The organism is Candidatus Pelagibacter sp. HIMB1506, assembly GCF_052047935.1.
Lineage (GTDB): Bacteria > Pseudomonadota > Alphaproteobacteria > Pelagibacterales > Pelagibacteraceae > Pelagibacter.
In genome coordinates this window covers 103,592-121,406 of the sequence record NZ_JBNAIS010000001.1, presented here as the reverse complement: position 1 = coordinate 121,406, position 17,815 = coordinate 103,592, and the positions used below count along the sequence as shown (strand labels likewise).

The window sequence follows — 17,815 nt, the reverse complement described above, 5'->3', positions numbered from 1 at the left end:
TAAAAAAAAGCCCCCTATTACTAGGGGGCTCAATTTTTAATTATTATCTTTCAGACCACTTAGGTACTGGGTGAATTAACTTAGCAGATGCCCATTTTAATGGAGCAACAACTTTGTTTTCACACTTACCAGCATCATCACACATTACTTGGAAAAGTACCATTGGCTTATCAACGTTTTGACCGCCAGGTGCAAATTTAATATTTCCATAGAATGTTTGCATATTAGTAGCCGCAAGAGCATCTCTTACTTTCTTTTGATCGAAAGAGTTAGCTCTTTCAAATGCATCTTTGAATACCAATAATGCAGCTGAAGACTCAGCAGACTGGTATGGTGGATCATATCCAAACTCTTTCTCAAAGTCTGCAGCATAAGTCATTCCATCTTTAAAGAAATCATCTTTATAAGTTAGAGATTTATGCCATTGAGAAGCACAAAGAGCATACTGAGAGTTTTTACCATGTTGTTTTGATAATTTCGCAGCATCACAGTGAGTCATAGCCAACATTGGAACATCAACTTTCATCTCAGCAATTTGTCTGATTGCAGTCAATGCACCTTTAGTATGACCTGATACAACAAGAACATCTGGTTTCATTTGTTTCACCTTAACCAAAGTTGCAGCCATATCATTTAACTCTTTAGGCAATTTGTCATCTATAATGATCTTAGAACCAGTTCTTTCTGCAGCATCTAAAATACCTAATCTAACGTCCTGTGAAAAAGCATCTTGTTCAAAAGCTTGAGCAATTCTAACTGGTTTTCCACCATTTAGCTCAACTGCTGTTTCAATCGCTACATCAAGATATAAGTTTGCTGGAGCTAGTACCGCAAATAGATATTTGTAACCTTTAGTAAACAAAGATCTAGATGCACCATTTGCCTCAACCATTGGAACACCATATTTTTCAGTTACAGGTGCAATCGCTTTTGTCAAACCTGAACTGTATGGGCCAAGCATAAACTCAACACCATCTTGTGAAATTAATCTTTCTGCAAGCTGTGCAGCTCTCTTAGGGTTTGACTCATCATCATAGTAGATAATGTCAAACTTATAAGTTTTTCCACCAACTTTAATACCACCCATGCTGTTAATTCTGTCAACGGCCATGTTATAACCATTTTGAGTATGAACACCATTAGATGAGTATTTACCAGTTAAGGAAATTGCAGCACCTAAAATAATTTTGTCACCAACAACCTTTGCAAAAGATGCAACAGAAGTTGAAAATAAAATTACTAATGCAGAAACAAAACTTAAAACTATTTTATTTAACTTCATTTTATTTCCTCTTTAATTAATTAATTTATAATCAATTAAATAAATAAATTGTATGCAATGCAAGTGGCAATAAAGACTTAGTTTAGGTTTAATATTGTTGTGTAATAACAATAATTCCAGCGATAATAACTAAAACACTCGCTGAAATTGTATTAATTGTTTTAGGATTTGCTGTAATCCATTTAATCAATTTTTGTGCAAGTATTGCATAACCAATCAAGGATAAAAAATCTAATACAATGTAAGTTGTAATTAAAATTATAAATTGACTTAAAAGATTAGAACTAAAATCAATAAATTGTGGAAATATAAAAGGAAAAAACATCCATGCCTTAGGGCTAGTTCCTGCAACTAAAAACCCATCTCTAAAAAAAGATAAATTACTTTTTGTAATTTCTTCCTTATCTTTTAAGTTTTTTGGGCGAGACTTATAAATATCATAAGCAAGATACAAAATGTAAAGAACTCCAATCCATTTGAAAATATTAAGAATTAATGAATTTTCTGAAAAAAAAGAACCTATTACAAAAATTACCAAAGTCGCTTGAATTAAATTTGCAGTAACATCACCAAGTGCTGACCAAACACATTTCCCTACACCATAATTCATTGAATAAGAAATTATAACTATTCTTGGAGTACCCGGGGTAATGAACAAAAAAATGATGATTTGTAAGTAGAGTATAAATTCTAAAGGAAGCATATTCGTAAAGAGAAGATAGTCCTTAAAAACCGGGAGCTAAAGATGGCTAAGAAGGACTATCTAGGTGATAATATCAGAGGGTAAAAAAAATGCATTAAATTTTTTTTTCAAATATAAAGGGTTTATGAAAAAAAAAGGGTACAGCCCGGTTACCAAAGTTAAAAATCCTGAACCCAGCATTGACGACCCAGACTGGGTAATTTGGGCAGCTTGGGCAGACCGGATTACTTTTGAGGAAATTGAAAAAAAAACAGGTAAGCGAGAATCTGATGTAATTAAAATCATGAGAAGATCTCTAAAACCCTCTTCATTTAGATTATGGAGAAAAAGAGTAAATCAAAAAAGCATTAAGCATAGGAAAAAATTTGAATATTCTAGAAAACAAATCACTAGTAAAATTAAAAAAGGTGACTATCTATAGGGCATGAAAAAAATTACTATGTATACAGGTCCGCTATGTAACTATTGCGAAGCTGCAAAAAGATTATTAACAAGAAACAACGCTCCATATACCGAAATTGACATTTCAAAAGTTGAAGGCGCAATGGATGAAATGATTAAAAAAGCAAATGGAAAAAGAACAATTCCACAAATTTTTTTTGATGAGCAGCATATAGGTGGCTATGACGAAGTAAGAGCTCTAGAAAAAGAAAATAAACTTCAAGATTTGTTAAAAAATTAAAATTATTTTTAAACTTTTGGTTTAAAAACTAAACAGACACCATTATTACAATATCTTTTCCCTGTTGGTTCTGGACCATCATCGAATATGTGTCCATGGTGACCACCACATTTTTTACAATGATATTCTGTTCTTCCATAACCTAAGTGATAATCTGTTTTTGTTTCAAATACATCTGGCAAAGATTCATAAAAAGATGGCCAACCAGATCCACTTTCATATTTAGTATTTGAATCAAATAATTTTTCACCACAATTTGCACAATGAAAACTTCCTTCTCTTTTTTCATTATTAAGTTCACTTGATCCAGCAAGTTCTGTGCCTTCCTCAAACAAAATTAATTTTTGTTCTGCTGTTAAGTTTGGATTAATTTTTTTTGTCATTTAAATATATTTAGCACAAGTTTGATGCAGTATAGAGTGCAATTCTACTAATTTTTCAAAATCTTTATTGTATCCTCCTCCTAAAACTCCGCAAAAAGGTATTCTTTTTGCATAAAAATTTTCTACAACAAGCTCATCTCTCAACTTTACACCTTGATCAGAAATTTTTAATTTTCCTAGTCGATCATTAAAATGAATGTCTACTCCAGCAATATAAAATACAAAATCAAAATTTTCTTGATTTAACTCTGTTAAATAGTGCTTTAAAGTTTTGATATATGTATCATCCCCTGTGTTGTCTTCTAGCTCTACATCTAAATCACTAATAGATTTTTTTGCAGGATAATTAGTTTTTGAATGCATGCTAAATGTAAAAACATTTCTATTTTCTTTAAAAATATCTGAATTTCCATTTCCTTGATGAACATCAAGATCTACAATTAAAATTTTATTTGCTAGGCCCCTGTTAAGTAAATAATGAGCTGCAACTGCTACATCATTGAATACACAGTAACCGGCACCACCATTGTAATTAGCGTGGTGGCTCCCTCCAGCCGTATTACAAGAAATTCCATAATTTATAGCAAGCTTTGATGCCAACACAGTCCCCCCTGTTGCAACCAAAGATCTCTTAACAACACTGTCTACCAAAGGAAAACCTATTTTTTTAACACCATCTTTGTCTAAAGTTTTATTTGTGATGTCTCTTATATATTTTTCAGAATGAGCAAATTTTAATGTTTCAGATGAGCATGGATAAGGTTTATGAAACTTTTTGACTACATTTTTTTTAATTAAATAATTCGCAAGTTCACTAAATTTATTTATTGGAAATTTATGATCATCTCCAATTTTTGCAAAATAATCTTCGTGATTTACAACTGGTAACTCCATGGTTACTCTAAAACTCTGATTGGCTTTCCATTAACACAAGCCTCTAATCCCTCGATCATTTGATTGTAAAAAATACTATAATTTTCTGCTGTTACATATCCTATATGCGGAGTTAACAAAGCGTTAGGTAAAAATCTTAATTTATTATTTTCAGGCAGAGGTTCTTTTTCATAAACATCGATTCCAGCTCCAGCAATTACATTGGTTGATAATGCTATAATCAAATCATCTTCATTAACTATTGGACCTCTTGAAGTATTAATTAAAAAAGCTGTCTTCTTCATATTGTCAAACTCTTTTAATGTTATGCAATCTTTGTATCTCTCTCCACCTTGCACATGAATAGATAAAACATCTGAGTTCTTAATTAAATCATCTTTGCTACATGGCAAGACATCTAGCTCTTTGCATTTATCTAAGCTTAAATTTTCACTCCAAGCCATAACTTGCATTCCAAAAGCTTTTCCAATTTTTGCAACTTCACTTCCTACTCTTCCCAATCCGATTAATCCTAATATTTTTCCTTTAAGCTCAACACCAATAGTAGTTTGCCAGTATCCTTGATACATATTATCAAACTCTTCTTTAAAGTTTCTAGCTAAACCAAGGATTAGTGCCCAAGTAAGTTCAGGTGTTGGATTGATATTAATTTCTGTTCCACAAACTATAATTTTTCTTTTTTTAGCAGCTTCAAGATCTATAGATCTATTTCTTAATCCACTTGTGATAACAAATTTTAAATCACTTAAATTATCAATAAGATTTTTTGTAATTGGAGTTCTTTCCCTCATTATCAAAAGAGCCTCAAAATCAGCTAGTTGTTCAATAGCGTCTGCTTCGTCTACAAAAGGTTCACTGAAAATTTTAAATTCGTATTTTCCAGATAATTTTTCTAAATCAACAAATTGTTGAGCAACATTTTGGTAATCATCTAATATAGCAACTTTAAGCATTTTTAATTTTTTTGTTTGATAAAAATAGACCTAATATAATTAAAATAGACCCAATTAAATGAAAAAATAAAAATTTTTCATTAAAAAGTATAATTGCAAAAATTGTGCTGAATAATGGAATTAATGATAAAAAAATTCCTGCCCGATTAGCTCCAATTATCGCAACAGCACCTGCCCAACAATAGTAAGAGCCAATACTTGGAAACAAAGCAATATAAAATAAAATATAAAAAAAGTTACTATTTATCTCTACAACTTTATCTTGAATTATATCTATAAAAAATAAAGGTAAAAGAAATATTAGGCCAAAAGTGCATATGATTTGCACAAGGGCAAGTAGAGAAACATCAAAATTTCTTTTTCTTAAATACGCTGAATAAACTCCCCATGCAATTATCGCACCTATCATAAATAAATCTCCTTTATTAAAATTTAAAGAAAGTAAAATATTAAGATCCAATCTCGTGATAATAGCTAAAATACCTAATACAGAAATAAACAGGCCTGATAATTGAAAAATATTTGTTTTTTCAATTTTTAACAAAAAACAAACTAAAATTATTGTGACTGGAATTGCAGTATTAAAAAGAGATGCATTGATTACTTGGGTATGATTTAAAGCATTATAAGTAAATGAAGTAAATATACAAACACTGGTAAAGCCAAGGATAAAAAATAAAGATAAATTTTCTTTAATTTTATACTTTAATTTAAATATTTCCTGATAGGTAAAGGGAAATAAAATTATCCACACAAGACACCATCTTAAAAATGAAAGAGTATTTGGTGGTATGTTTTGCAAGTATGCAAACTTCGCAATTGTAAAATTGCCTGCCCAAAATAATGTTGCGCAAACCAACATTAAATATGCTTTGACGTTCTGACCCACTTAGCTAAATCTTAACGAACTATAAGGTTTTAAATCTAAGTTTGTATTTTCGTTCGCAATCATTCCTGAAACAATCTTTCCAGAAATTGGGCCTAAAGTCCATCCTAAATGATGATGTCCAAAACAATAATAAACATTTTTATAATTTTTTGATGGCCCCATGACAGGTAAAAAGTCTGGTAAAGTTGGTCTAAATCCTAACCACTCATCCTCATGCTCGGGTAAATCACCAAGCATATATTTTGCATTATTAATTAAATTTTTAACTCTAGATTTTGACAAAGGATTTTCCAATCCACCAAATTCAACTGTACCAACTACTCTTAATCCTTGTTCCATTGGTGTAATACCAAAACCACGGTTTGAAAATATTACTGGTCGGCTTAATAAATGATCACAGTTTTTAAAATGAACATGATATCCTCTTTCAGTATCTAGAGGAATTTGTTCATCTAAATTATCAGTCAATTTTTTAGAAAAAGCGCCGCAAGCAATTACTGCTTTATCAAAAACATAACTTTGTGTTTCAGTTTTAAAAATAGGTTTTTCATCATCAAATTTTATATCTTTAATATTTACTTTGTTAAACTTTCCACCTTTTTGTAAAAATAGATCAAATAATTTTAAAAGGATTCTTTTTGGATTTCGAGCATGTCTTGCATAAGGATAGTAAACTCCAGCATGATAGAAAGGTTTAATATGGGGTTCTAAATCATGAATTTCAGCTTTATTAACTAGTTGCTGCTTTACTCCCAATTCATCTCTAACTCTAATTTCTAATTCCCTACTTTTTAAATCCTGATCATTCCAGATATAAAGTATTCCTTTGTTTTCCACTAATCCTTCAAGATCTATTTCATCAAATAATTCATCATACGCCGGTAGAGCTAAATCTAAAATTTGATGCATATTTTTTGCTGTGTGCATCATCTTAGTTTTTGTGGTGTTCATGATAAATTTTATGAACCATGGAATCATTTTTGGAACATAATTCCATTTTAAAGCTAGAGGACCTGTTGAACTTAATAACATAGCCGGAACATCCGCTAAGACATCAGTTCTATTTAAAGAAAGTGAAGCATAAGGCGAAAAATGTCCTGCATTTCCATACGATGCTGCTTGGCTTCCAGGATTATCTCTATCAAATATTGTTACATTAAATCCCTTTTTTTGAAGGAACAATGCATTTGAAACACCTTGGATACCTGCACCAACTATTCCAACCTTAATGTTCTTATTCATAAGGACTTTATACAATTAAAAAATTAAAGTTTCATAGTGACAAATTATGCTTAATTAAATAAAATATTTTAAGCAATCATCTGTTTGTGATTTATCTTGGCGCTAAGAACAATACCAAATCCGATCATAGTTGCTAACATAGAGGAACCTCCGTAGGACATTATCGGTAATGGAGAACCAACAATTGGCAATAAACCTAAGACCATTGAAAGATTTACAACAATGTAAATGAATATTGCAAAAGCAAATCCAAAACAGAATAACCTTGAAAAATTACTTCTTGAGATAGCACCTATTCTCAAAATTCTGATAATAATAATTGAATACAAAATTAATAATCCTACTGATCCTATAAATCCAAACTCTTCAGAAAATAAAGTGAATATAAAATCAGTATGTTTTTCAGGTAAAAAATCCAAATAACTTTGCGTGCCTTTTAAAAAACCTTTCCCCTCTAAGCCACCAGAACCTATTGCTATTTTTGACTGAATTATTTGATAACCAGCGCCCAATGGATCTCTATCAGGGTCTAAAAAAGTCAATATTCTCAATTTTTGATAAGGCTTTAAGAAAGAAATTACAAAAGGTAGTGATATTAAAAAAACTATAAAAGAATAAATAAAATATTTTATCTTAACGCCTCCCAGCCATAAAACAATTAGTCCACTTAATGCAATGAGAATTGAAGTTCCTAAATCTGGTTGTGAGAGCACCATAATAATTGGTATTAAAATTATAGTAATAACTGTCATGATACTTGTAACTGAGTTTACATTTTCAATTTTAACCCTGTGATAATATTTTGCTAAGCAAAGTATAATTGCTATTTTCATTAACTCTGATGGCTGTAAATTAAATAAATATAAATCCATCCATCTTCTTGAGCCTGATGATTTTATTCCAAAAAAAGAAACATAAATTAGTAGAAGAATTACAGCTATATAAAACAAGTATGATAAGTTGTGCCACCATCTAATATTAAAAAACGCAATTAAAATCATTAAAGGGAAAAAAACTACTATTTTACTAAAATGACTTTTTGTATGAAATAGAATTTCTCCTCCATCTGTTGAGTACATCACAAATAAACTTAATATTGAAAGTAAAAATATACTTATCAGTAAAATATAATCTAACTCTTTAACCTTTTGCCAGAAAGTAAGTTCGTTATTTAATCTATCGTGTTGAAACATCAAATTTCTATTTCCTCAAAATTTTTTTGTTTATTTCTTAGATCGTTTCTATCAATTATTAATTTGAACAATTCTTTTGCAATTGGTGCTGCAGTTTTACTTCCTGAGCCACCATGCTCAACTATAATACTTAATGCGTATCTTGGATTAATATACGGACCATAAGCAACGAATAATGCGTGATCTCGATCTTTATAAGGGATTTGCTCAATTTTAAGATCAAGTTCTCTTTCTCGCATACTAATTCTCTTAACCTGCGCAGTTCCAGTTTTACCAGCAAATTGATATTTTGGATCGTCTATTCTAGATTTGTATGATGTGCCGTATAATTCATTAGTTGAACTAAACATGGCCTCTTGAACAATTTTTATATTTTTAGGATTCTCAAATAATTTTTTTTCTTCAGAAAATAAAGACCCTTCTTCAAATTTATTTTTAGCTTCTTCAAAAGAAACAGCATTATTATCAACTATTATTCTTGGTTTTATAGAGTAGCCTCCATTAGCAATCTGAGCTGTCATAAGGCATAATTGAAGTGGAGTTGTTTGAGTGTAACCTTGACCTATTCCAGTTATTAATGTTTCACCAAGAACCCAACCTTTTCCAAGATTATTTTTTTTCCATTTAGTGTTTGGAAATAAACCTGATTTTTCAAAATCAAAATAATCTCCTAACACTTTTTTACCAAGGCCAAATTTTTCAGCTGTAACATTTAATCGATCTACTCCTAGTAATCTTGCAACTTCATAAAAATAGGTATCACATGATTGTTTCATTGCATTTTTTAAACTTACAAATCCATGACCTTTTTCTTTCCAACAGTGAAAAGTTTGTCCATAGAGTTCCATCTTACCAGTGCATTTAACTTTAAAATTTGGACTAACAATTTTATTTTCTAAAGCAGATAAAGCTACAATTGGTTTTATTGTAGATCCTGGAGAATAAAGTCCTGCAAGTGTCTTATTTACCAGTGGTTTTAATGGATTATTTCTAATTAATGCCCAATCATCATTGCTTATACCAAATAAAAATTTGTTTGGGTCGTAGGATGGAGAAGAGTACATTGCTATGATATCACCCGTATAAATATCCATTACACTTATTGATCCAGCTCGGTCATTTAAAAGTTTTCCACAAGCTTTCTGAACCTCAGTATCAACAGTTAATCTTACTCTTAAACCTTGTTTTCCTTTTTGATGCTCAAGTTGATTAATTCTTTTCCCATAAGCGTTTACTTCATATCTTTGGATAGCATTTGTACCAATCAAGTAATTTTCTAAAGTTTTTTCTAAACCTAATTTTCCAATTTTCATACCTGGAACAAATCTTTCTTGAACAGTTTCATTAGCTAAAATCTCTTCCTCATTAGGTTGACTGACATATCCTAGAATATGAGTATAAGTTTCGCTAAAAGGGTAATTTCTTGAAATGGTCATAACTGGTTTAACACCAACTAAGTCATATAAATAATTATTTATTTTTAAAAAATCACTCCAAGATAAATTTTCAGAAACAATAATACTCTCCCAAGGTTTTAATTTATTTTTTGATTTTATAATTTTTTCTATTTTTTTATCACTCAGGTTAAGTAGAGTTTTTAATCGACTTAACAAATAATTGAAGTTCTCAACTTGTTCAGGAATTATATGAAGTTGATATACTTTTAAATTTCCGGCTATGACATTGCCAAAATAATCCACTATATCGCCTCTTATTGGTGGCAACTTCCACTCTCTAATTCTATTTTTATCTGAAAGAGTAAGATATTTTTTATTTTCATTAACTTGCAGAGAAAAAAGTCTGGCTATAATTCCTGTAAAAATAATTACTTTTGCAGCACCAATAATAAACATCCGTCTATTAATTACGTCTGTTTTTCTAATACCTGAATTACCACTAATCATTCTGTTTATTTGAAATATTGTTATTTAAAATGTTAAATAAAATAAAAAATAATGGGTAAAATAGAAAAGTAAAACCAGAGTTTATTAAGTAGTCCATATAATCTACCTGATATAAAAATACTAAGTCTAAAATTATTACTTGAATTGAATTGATAAGCAAAACAGCAATAATAAAAGAAAGCCAATCATTTATGAATTTTGGACTTAGTGTAATTTGTCTAATATACGAGGTAATGGCACAGATTAGTAAATAACAAAAACTGCTTATTCCAATTGGAATACCAATTACTACGTCGTTAATAATTCCTGCTAAGAAAATTGAGAAATATCCTAAGTAATCTGGATTTCTTAAGGTCCAAAAAAAAATTAAAATAAAAATGAAGTTAAATGAAAAATAATCTAACTTTAAATAATTAAAGTCAAATTCATTAAACACTGAAAAAAACAAAAGAATAATTGGCAAATATGAGGGGAATGATCTAAAAAATGTGCTTTTATTCAATGAAGCCATTATTGACCCTCCCCTATTTTAAATTGTACGATCTTTACAAAACTTAATTGTCCAAAATCAGAAAAAAAACTTAGTTGATCTGAACTATTCGTTATTTTACCAACTGGAATACCTGGTTTAAAAATACCGGCAAGACCAGAGGTATATACAACGGCCTCTTTTTCAATCTGATTTTCTTTGTACTCATCTTTGGTATATTCGATTACTCCATGATCCTTACCAGTTCCAGAGGCTACAGCTTGTAGAAATGGGGGCTGAATTAATACTGGTATTTTGCTATTTAAATCTGACAGAAGTAGAGCTCTTGAATTTGAATAATTTACCTCAATAATCTGACCGACTAAATAATTTCGATCCATTACTGCCATTCCCATTTTTACATTGTCTTTAGTCCCTCTATTCAAGACTATTGATTTTAAATATGGACTTTCTCTGTCAATTAAAACTCTTGCAAATATATCTTCTGAATTTATGCTTTCATCAATCAACTCTCTAAGTCTTTTATTTTCAGCAGTTAAAATAGTATTTAATACTTTAATCTCATCTGTATTCTCTATTTTAATTAATTGGTTTTGATGATTTTTATAAAAATCAAAGTGTGATTTAATTTTAGATATTACCTCTTCAATTTTATTTTCTGGTACAGATACAACATAGGAAGATCTATATATTACTTCGTTAATTCCTAACTTAACAAGTTGAATTGGTTTAAAATTAAAATTACTTAAAATTATTATAACAACAGATAAAACAATTAAGCTTATAAGCGAAAACTTTTGTTGATCTTTCTTTTTTAAAAAAACTGATCTTAAGGCAATTACAAAGTCGTCTCTGCCTTTTACCATCTTTTAATATTCAGATAACATAGTAGAAAAAGTTTCTTCCTGATCCAAAGCTTTACCAGTTCCAACTGCAACACAAGACAATGGATCATCAGCAACATGTACTGGTAAACCTGTTTCCTTTGAGAATCTTTTATCAATATTTTTTAATAAAGCTCCACCACCTGTTAAAGTAAGACCCATATCTACTAGATCAGCGGATAATTCAGGAGGAGTATTTTCTAAAGCATCTTTGATTGCACCAACCATTTCTTTCAATATATCATTTAATGCTTCAGCAGTATCTTCCTCGGTAATATTTACTTCTTTAGGAGTACCTGATCTTAAATCTCTACCTTTTACTGGGTAAGTGTTAGTTCCTGTTGGAACAGCTGTACCCATTTCCTTTTTAATTTTTTCAGCAGTAGTATCTCCGATAAGCAAATTATATTCTTTTCTCATATAATTAACTATTGCTGTATCCATTGCATCACCAGCAACCCTTAAAGATTTAGAATATACCAATCCACCTAGTGACATGACTGCTATCTCACTGGTACCACCACCTATATCAACAATCATTGACCCTGTGGCTTCAGAAATTGGAAGTCCGGCTCCAATAGCTGCAGCAATTGGTTCATCAATTAATTGAACTCTTCTTGCTCCCGCAGCTAATGCGCTGTCTTGAATTGCTTTTCTTTCAACTGGTGTTGAACCAGTTGGTACACAGATTAAAATTCTAGGATTAGCAAAAGTACTTCCTTTATGAACTTTTTTTATAAAGTGTTTGATCATCTCTTCTGTAACTATAAAGTCTGCTATAACTCCATCTCTTAAAGGTCTGATAGCACTAATATTCCCAGGTGTTCTTCCAAGCATTGTTTTGGCTTCATCTCCAACAGCTAAAACATTTTTCTTTCCACCTTGATCAACAATCGCAACAACAGAAGGTTCATTAAGAACAACACCTTTTCCTTTTAATACCACTAGTGTATTTGCTGTTCCAAGATCAATTGCCATATCTTGGCTCCATACTTTTTTAACGCTATCGAATAATCCCATTATATTCCCCTTACCTTTTGACTTTCTTGCTCCATTGGAGCTGTTTTATCTCGTTTGATTATCATTTTATTTAAAGCATTTATGTAAGCATTTGCAGAAGCAACTAAAGTATCAGTATCTGCTGCTTGTCCGACAGTAGTTTTTCCATTTTCCTCAATTTTTACACTTACGGTTGCTTGAGCATCAGTACCTTCGGTTACAGCATGCACTTGATAAAGCTGTAAATTTACATCATGAGGATAAAGAGTTTTTATACATTTAAATATTGCATCAACTGGTCCATCCCCAGTTTCTATAGCTTGTTTTACATCTCCGTATACATCTAAAGTCATCTCTGCTTTTTGAGGTTCTCCTGTACCTGCAAATACTTTTAGTGATTTTAAGTTAATTGCGCTAACTTTATTATCAACAATTAAACTATCATCAACAAGCGCAATAATATCTTCATCATAAACATGTTTTTTCTTATCAGCTAAAACCTTAAACTTTGCAAATGCATTTCCTACTACATCATCTGTTAAATCTGGATAACCCAAACTATTTAATTTATCTTTAAAAGCATGACGCCCAGAATGCTTACCCATTACCAATGAAGTTTGTTTAACTCCGACACTCTCTGGTGTCATAATTTCATAAGTCTGTCTATTTTTTAACATTCCGTCTTGATGAATACCTGCCTCATGTGCGAATGCATTTTTTCCAACAATTGCTTTGTTATATTGAACTGGAAATCCAGTTGCATTTGAAACTATCTTTGATGCCTTGCTTAATAAAGTTGTGTTAATTCCAGTTTCGTAAGGCATCAAGTCTGGTCTTGTCTTAATTGCCATAACAACTTCTTCTAATGCAGCATTTCCTGCTCTCTCACCTAAACCATTTATAGTACATTCAATTTGTCTTGCTCCTGCTTGAACACCAGCTAAAGAATTAGCTACTGCTAATCCTAAATCATTATGACAATGAGTAGATAAAATCGCTTTATCAATGTTAGGAACTTTATTTAAAAGTGTTTCAATGATTGTTGTGAACTCAGATGGTATTGTATAACCAACAGTATCAGGGATATTAATTGTTGTTGCTCCATTTTTTATTGCAAGCTCAACTGTTTTACACATATAATCTATATCAGTTCTTGTCCCATCTTCACATGACCACTCAACATCATCAGTAAATTTTCTTGCATAAGAAACGTGTTTACCAATTGACTCATAAACATCTTCGGGTGACATATTTAATTTATGTTTCATGTGTAGAGGACTTGTTGAAATAAAAGTATGTATTCTGAATCTAGGAGCATGTTTTAGTGCTTCGTAAGCTCTATCAATATCTTTTACTGAATGTCTAGATAATCCTGCTGGAATAGAATTTTTTAAAATCTTACTAACCTCAGAAACTGCCTCAAAATCTCCCGGTGACGCTATAGGAAAACCTGCTTCGATAATATCAATTCCCAATTCATCAAATACTCGAGCAATCTGAATTTTTTCTTCCAAACTCATAGATGCGCCAGGTGATTGTTCACCATCACGCATAGTTGTATCAAATATAAAAACTCTATCTTTGTTGCTCATATAAAAATATTTGGAAAATCTATAATACAATCTATGAGAGAGATTGCAAAATAATTAGTATAAATAGCTAAATTTTTTCGTCCATTTTAGGTGATACGAAAATTAATTATAAATAGACTCAATTTTAGGCATCAAGTGCAAAAGTTCCTTTGTGTATTCATGAGTAGGGTTCAAAAATAAATCCTCAGTATTTGAAACTTCACATAACTTGCCATCTTTTAGAACTCCAATTCTATCACACATTTGTCTTACAACTGGTAAGTCATGGCTAATAAATAAAATAGTTAAATTTAATTGCTCTTGAAGATCTTTTAATAAATTTAATATTTGTGCTTGAATGCTAACGTCTAATGCCGATGTGGGTTCATCACAAACTAAGAGTCTTGGCTGAGTTGCTAAAGCTCTCGCGATCGAAATTCTTTGTCTTTGACCACCAGAAAATTCATGAGGATATCTATCAGCTGATTTTTGAGACATCTCAACAGAGTCTAATAAATCGTAGACATAATTATTTAGATCAGAATTAGATATCGAAGGATTGTGAAGCGTAATAGGCTCAGCAATAATATCTTTTACTTTCAATCTACCATTTAGTGATGAATAGGGATCTTGAAAAATCATTTGTATTTGTTTTCTAAATTTCATTAGTTCAGACTTATTTTTTATCTTTGTAATGCAAGTGTTATCAAAAAATATATCTCCTGATGAAGGTTTAAATAAATTTACAATCATTTTCGCAATAGTTGATTTTCCACTACCACTTTCACCTACTAACCCAAATGACTCACCTTCTTTTATTTCGAATGAAACATTATTTACAGCTAACACAGAATTTTTAGAATTTTCTGTGAAAAAATTATCATCAAAACTTTTATTTAGATTTTTTACTTGAACTAAATCTTGATTGGTAATTTCTTTTTTAGTCCATCTATTCAAAATTTTGATATTATTTTCTTTATTTTTATTTTCTTTTTCTACTATTATAAATCTTGAAATTTTCTTGTTGGTAGGTGGAACCGAGCTTACAAGACTTTTAGTATAACTTTGTTGAGGAGTTGTTAATATTTTTTTTGTTTCTCCAATTTCAACTAAATTTCCACTTTTCATAACAGCTACACGATTGGCAGTTTCAGCAATAACACCCATATCATGAGTGATTAAAATCACAGCTAAGTTTCTTTCTTTTGTTAGTTTTTTAATTAAATCTAAAATCTGTGATTGAATAGAAACATCTAAAGCAGTAGTAGGTTCATCGGCAATTAGTAATTCTGGTTCACAACATAAGGCCAAAGAAATAACTACTCTTTGTCTCATTCCTCCTGAAAACTGATGAGGATACTCATTAAATCTTTTTTCAGCATCCTTAATTCCAACTTCTTTTAATAAATTAACAGATTTATTTTTTGCTTCCCCTTTGCTTAAATTTAGATGAGTTTGTATAGTTTCAATTAATTGTTCACCAACTGTTAATATTGGATTTAAAGATGTTTGTGGGTCTTGAAATATTAATCCAATTTTATTACCTCGATATTTGATTATACTCTCTGAGTTTTCATGAATATTTAAGTCTCCCAAAATTACTGATCCACTCGAGACTTTTCCTGGTTCATCAATTAAATTAATTATAGCATTTCCAACAGTGCTTTTTCCAGAACCAGACTCTCCAACCAATCCTAAAATTTCGCCTTTATTTACCTCAATATTAACGTTTTTGGCTGCGTAAACAGTCTCTTTGCGCATTTTATAATCAACACTTAAATTATTAATTTTTAAAAAACTCATTTTTTTAATTTTGGATTTAAAGTGTCTCTCATCCAATCTCCTAATAAATTAATGGAAAAAGCTAAAATCACCAAAAAAATTGCTGGAAAAAATGTAATCCACCATTCTCCTGAAAATAAAAAATCATTTCCTAATCTTATTAATGTACCTAAAGAAGGAGTTGTTGGTGGAACCCCAACACCCAAAAAACTTAAAGTTGACTCTGCTAAAATAGCAAGAGCTAGACCAATTGTACCGATGACCAAAACTGGTCTCATAATATTTGGTAAAATATGTTTAAACATAATTACTATATTTGAAACACCAATTATCGTTGAGGCAGAAACATAGTCTTTATTTTTTTCTACCAAAGTTGCTGCTCTTGATACTCTTGCAAACTGTGGCCATTCGGAAATTCCAATAGCAAAAATCAAAACATAGATCGCCATTTCATCATGCATTTCTCTTGAAATTAATCCTCTTGCTATTCCATCAACCAAGAGTGCCATCAATATACTTGGTACAGTCAATTGAACGTCTGTAAGCCTCATTACTACCATTTCATATTTGCCACCAAAATATCCAGCTGTTAATCCTAAACCAACACCAAGAACAAGACTAAATATAATTGCAGCAAAACCAACAATAAGAGATATTCTACATCCGTATAATATGGTTGATAACATATCTCTTCCTTGACCATCTGTTCCTAGAATAAATTGTGCTAAACCATCTTCTGTCCAAGATGGAGGTGTAAATGCATCCATCAAAGATAAAGATGATGGATCAAAAGGAGTGTAAGGTGTTAAAAATTCAATAAAAAAAGAACAGAAAAAAATAATAAATAAAATTGCTGAAGATATAATTGCTGTCGGAGATTTTATGAAGCTATGATAGATATCACTATCCTTGATTCTTTCCCATCTTGTTAAATTTAAATTATTATCCACTTGCGGCATCTCCTTTAACTCTAATCCTTGGATCAATAAAATAATATAGAATATCAACTATAAAATTTATCATCACAAAAACAAATGCAATGAAAACTAAATAAGCCGACATAATTGGTATATCTACAAACTGAACAGCTTGAATAAACAAGAAACCCATTCCAGGCCATTGAAAAACGGTTTCAGTTATAATTGAAAACGCAATTAAAGTTCCAATATTAATTCCAGCAATTGTTATTACAGGTATTAAACCATTTTTTAATGCATGTTTAAATTTAATACTGTCTTCACTAATTCCACGTGCTCTGGCAAATTTTATATAATCAGTTTGTAAAATTTCCATCATTTCAGCCCTTACTAGCCTGATGATATATGTCATTTGAAAAAGACTTAATGTAACTGATGGAAGAATTATCGCTTTAAGACCTGAAACTGTTAAAAAACCTGTTGTCCAAAATCCTATATCAACAACTTCTCCTCTACCAAACGAGGGAAGTACTCCTAGAATTACAGCAAATAAGTAAATAAATAATATTCCAATTACAAATGTGGGGAGTGACACTCCAAGCAATGAAATTGCTAAAACAAAGTCGCTTAAAAAACCTTTTCTATTTATACCCGTATAAACCCCTAAAAGAGTTCCCGTCACTAAAGCTATCAAAGCAGAAATTACAACAAGCTCAATAGTAGCTGGTAATCTTTCTACAATTAATTCTGATACTGGTCTTCTTAATTGATAAGAAATACCAAATTCTCCTTTAGACGCATTAATTACAAATCTTGAAAATTGAACATGAATTGGATCCATTAAACCCAGTGTTTCTCTTAATTCAGCTCTCTCTTCATCTGAAGTTTCTTCTCCAACCATGTTGTTTATTGGGTCTCCAACAAAATTGAACAAAGAAAAAGAGACAAAGGCAACAACTAGCATTACCAAAGCTGATTGAAATAATCTTTTAAAAAAATACTTTATCAATTTTTGAGGAGTTTAAATTTATAAACCCCTTATAAATT

The 17,815-nt window shown here is 30.7% G+C and carries 18 protein-coding genes; 2 read left to right on the top strand and 16 right to left on the bottom strand.

The window, feature by feature from the left end; genetic code table 11:
* Nucleotides 1-43: 43 nt before the first annotated feature.
* Together ACTTA8_RS00630 and ACTTA8_RS00625 are read right to left on the bottom strand one after the other, a co-directional pair.
* Nucleotides 44-1,282: an amino acid ABC transporter substrate-binding protein gene (locus ACTTA8_RS00630; RefSeq protein ID WP_440653771.1), complete on the bottom strand. Its 1,239-nt coding sequence runs from the start codon at nucleotides 1,280-1,282 to the stop codon at nucleotides 44-46.
* Nucleotides 1,283-1,370: 88 nt separating this feature from the next.
* Complete coding sequence (locus ACTTA8_RS00625; RefSeq protein ID WP_440633680.1) at nucleotides 1,371-1,940, bottom strand: LysE family translocator; 570 nt, start codon at nucleotides 1,938-1,940, stop codon at nucleotides 1,371-1,373.
* 169 nt (nucleotides 1,941-2,109) lie between these two features.
* Between ACTTA8_RS00625 and ACTTA8_RS00620 the strand changes: the two genes are divergently transcribed.
* Complete coding sequence (locus tag ACTTA8_RS00620; protein ID WP_440653770.1) at nucleotides 2,110-2,406, top strand: TIGR03643 family protein; 297 nt, start codon at nucleotides 2,110-2,112, stop codon at nucleotides 2,404-2,406.
* Nucleotides 2,407-2,409: 3 nt separating this feature from the next.
* Nucleotides 2,410-2,667, top strand: coding sequence for a glutaredoxin 3 (gene grxC, locus ACTTA8_RS00615; protein WP_440653768.1), 258 nt, complete (start codon nucleotides 2,410-2,412; stop codon nucleotides 2,665-2,667).
* Nucleotides 2,668-2,675: 8 nt separating this feature from the next.
* Here grxC and msrB read toward each other — a convergent pair whose 3' ends face one another.
* The 14 genes from msrB to ACTTA8_RS00545 all read right to left on the bottom strand — a co-directional run bounded on the left by msrB (nucleotide 2,676) and on the right by ACTTA8_RS00545 (nucleotide 17,777).
* Nucleotides 2,676-3,050 carry a peptide-methionine (R)-S-oxide reductase MsrB gene (gene msrB / locus ACTTA8_RS00610; RefSeq protein WP_440653766.1) on the bottom strand — a complete coding sequence of 125 codons (375 nt, stop codon included), beginning with the start codon at nucleotides 3,048-3,050 and terminating at the stop codon, nucleotides 2,676-2,678.
* Nucleotides 3,051-3,944, bottom strand: coding sequence for a histone deacetylase family protein (locus tag ACTTA8_RS00605; protein ID WP_440653765.1), 894 nt, complete (start codon nucleotides 3,942-3,944; stop codon nucleotides 3,051-3,053).
* Nucleotides 3,945-3,946: 2 nt separating this feature from the next.
* The gene (locus ACTTA8_RS00600) at nucleotides 3,947-4,897 is read right to left on the bottom strand and encodes a D-2-hydroxyacid dehydrogenase family protein (RefSeq protein WP_440653763.1); all 951 of its coding nucleotides are present in this window, start codon (nucleotides 4,895-4,897) and stop codon (nucleotides 3,947-3,949) included.
* Nucleotides 4,890-5,759 (bottom strand): DMT family transporter, encoded by an 870-nt coding sequence (locus tag ACTTA8_RS00595; RefSeq protein ID WP_440647431.1) that lies wholly within the window; start codon nucleotides 5,757-5,759, stop codon nucleotides 4,890-4,892. The genes ACTTA8_RS00600 and ACTTA8_RS00595 overlap by 8 nt, the downstream gene beginning before the upstream one ends.
* A gap of 27 nt (nucleotides 5,760-5,786) precedes the next feature.
* Nucleotides 5,787-7,028 carry an NAD(P)/FAD-dependent oxidoreductase gene (locus tag ACTTA8_RS00590; RefSeq protein ID WP_440647429.1) on the bottom strand — a complete coding sequence of 414 codons (1,242 nt, stop codon included), beginning with the start codon at nucleotides 7,026-7,028 and terminating at the stop codon, nucleotides 5,787-5,789.
* A gap of 68 nt (nucleotides 7,029-7,096) precedes the next feature.
* The gene (gene rodA / locus ACTTA8_RS00585) at nucleotides 7,097-8,221 is read right to left on the bottom strand and encodes a rod shape-determining protein RodA (protein ID WP_440653761.1); all 1,125 of its coding nucleotides are present in this window, start codon (nucleotides 8,219-8,221) and stop codon (nucleotides 7,097-7,099) included.
* Complete coding sequence (gene mrdA, locus ACTTA8_RS00580; RefSeq protein ID WP_440653759.1) at nucleotides 8,221-10,125, bottom strand: penicillin-binding protein 2; 1,905 nt, start codon at nucleotides 10,123-10,125, stop codon at nucleotides 8,221-8,223. Before mrdA ends, rodA begins: the two co-directional genes overlap by 1 nt.
* On the bottom strand, nucleotides 10,118-10,636 hold the full coding sequence (gene mreD / locus ACTTA8_RS00575; protein WP_440653757.1) for a rod shape-determining protein MreD: 519 nt from the start codon (nucleotides 10,634-10,636) through the stop codon (nucleotides 10,118-10,120). Before mreD ends, mrdA begins: the two co-directional genes overlap by 8 nt.
* Nucleotides 10,636-11,481, bottom strand: coding sequence for a rod shape-determining protein MreC (gene mreC, locus ACTTA8_RS00570; protein WP_440653756.1), 846 nt, complete (start codon nucleotides 11,479-11,481; stop codon nucleotides 10,636-10,638). Before mreC ends, mreD begins: the two co-directional genes overlap by 1 nt.
* A gap of 3 nt (nucleotides 11,482-11,484) precedes the next feature.
* On the bottom strand, nucleotides 11,485-12,519 hold the full coding sequence (locus ACTTA8_RS00565) for a rod shape-determining protein (RefSeq protein ID WP_440653754.1): 1,035 nt from the start codon (nucleotides 12,517-12,519) through the stop codon (nucleotides 11,485-11,487).
* Nucleotides 12,519-14,090 carry a 2-isopropylmalate synthase gene (locus tag ACTTA8_RS00560; RefSeq protein WP_440653752.1) on the bottom strand — a complete coding sequence of 524 codons (1,572 nt, stop codon included), beginning with the start codon at nucleotides 14,088-14,090 and terminating at the stop codon, nucleotides 12,519-12,521. Before ACTTA8_RS00560 ends, ACTTA8_RS00565 begins: the two co-directional genes overlap by 1 nt.
* Nucleotides 14,091-14,192: 102 nt before the next feature.
* Nucleotides 14,193-15,872, bottom strand: a complete 1,680-nt coding sequence (locus ACTTA8_RS00555) for a dipeptide ABC transporter ATP-binding protein (RefSeq protein WP_440653751.1) — start codon at nucleotides 15,870-15,872, stop codon at nucleotides 14,193-14,195.
* Complete coding sequence (locus tag ACTTA8_RS00550) at nucleotides 15,869-16,801, bottom strand: ABC transporter permease (RefSeq protein ID WP_425321972.1); 933 nt, start codon at nucleotides 16,799-16,801, stop codon at nucleotides 15,869-15,871. The genes ACTTA8_RS00555 and ACTTA8_RS00550 overlap by 4 nt, the downstream gene beginning before the upstream one ends.
* Entirely contained in the window at nucleotides 16,794-17,777 is a 984-nt protein-coding gene (locus tag ACTTA8_RS00545; protein ID WP_440653749.1) for an ABC transporter permease, read from the bottom strand. Before ACTTA8_RS00545 ends, ACTTA8_RS00550 begins: the two co-directional genes overlap by 8 nt.
* Nucleotides 17,778-17,815 lie beyond the last annotated feature (38 nt).

Bases quoted from the DNA above. Each gene is read 5' to 3' on its own strand.
- ACTTA8_RS00600 (WP_440653763.1), bottom strand. From the start codon at position 4,897: ATGCTTAAAGTTGCTATATTAGATGATTACCAAAATGTTGCTCAACAA.
- ACTTA8_RS00565 (WP_440653754.1), bottom strand. From the start codon at position 12,519: ATGGGATTATTCGATAGCGTTAAAAAAGTATGGAGCCAAGATATGGCA.
- ACTTA8_RS00630 (WP_440653771.1), bottom strand. From the start codon at position 1,282: ATGAAGTTAAATAAAATAGTTTTAAGTTTTGTTTCTGCATTAGTAATT.
- mrdA (WP_440653759.1), bottom strand. From the start codon at position 10,125: ATGATTAGTGGTAATTCAGGTATTAGAAAAACAGACGTAATTAATAGA.
- mreC (WP_440653756.1), bottom strand. From the start codon at position 11,481: ATGGTAAAAGGCAGAGACGACTTTGTAATTGCCTTAAGATCAGTTTTT.
- ACTTA8_RS00560 (WP_440653752.1), bottom strand. From the start codon at position 14,090: ATGAGCAACAAAGATAGAGTTTTTATATTTGATACAACTATGCGTGAT.
- ACTTA8_RS00605 (WP_440653765.1), bottom strand. From the start codon at position 3,944: ATGGAGTTACCAGTTGTAAATCACGAAGATTATTTTGCAAAAATTGGA.
- msrB (WP_440653766.1), bottom strand. From the start codon at position 3,050: ATGACAAAAAAAATTAATCCAAACTTAACAGCAGAACAAAAATTAATT.
- ACTTA8_RS00620 (WP_440653770.1), top strand. From the start codon at position 2,110: ATGAAAAAAAAAGGGTACAGCCCGGTTACCAAAGTTAAAAATCCTGAA.
- ACTTA8_RS00590 (WP_440647429.1), bottom strand. From the start codon at position 7,028: ATGAATAAGAACATTAAGGTTGGAATAGTTGGTGCAGGTATCCAAGGT.
- ACTTA8_RS00595 (WP_440647431.1), bottom strand. From the start codon at position 5,759: ATGTTGGTTTGCGCAACATTATTTTGGGCAGGCAATTTTACAATTGCG.
- grxC (WP_440653768.1), top strand. From the start codon at position 2,410: ATGAAAAAAATTACTATGTATACAGGTCCGCTATGTAACTATTGCGAA.
- mreD (WP_440653757.1), bottom strand. From the start codon at position 10,636: ATGGCTTCATTGAATAAAAGCACATTTTTTAGATCATTCCCCTCATAT.
- ACTTA8_RS00555 (WP_440653751.1), bottom strand. From the start codon at position 15,872: ATGAGTTTTTTAAAAATTAATAATTTAAGTGTTGATTATAAAATGCGC.
- rodA (WP_440653761.1), bottom strand. From the start codon at position 8,221: ATGTTTCAACACGATAGATTAAATAACGAACTTACTTTCTGGCAAAAG.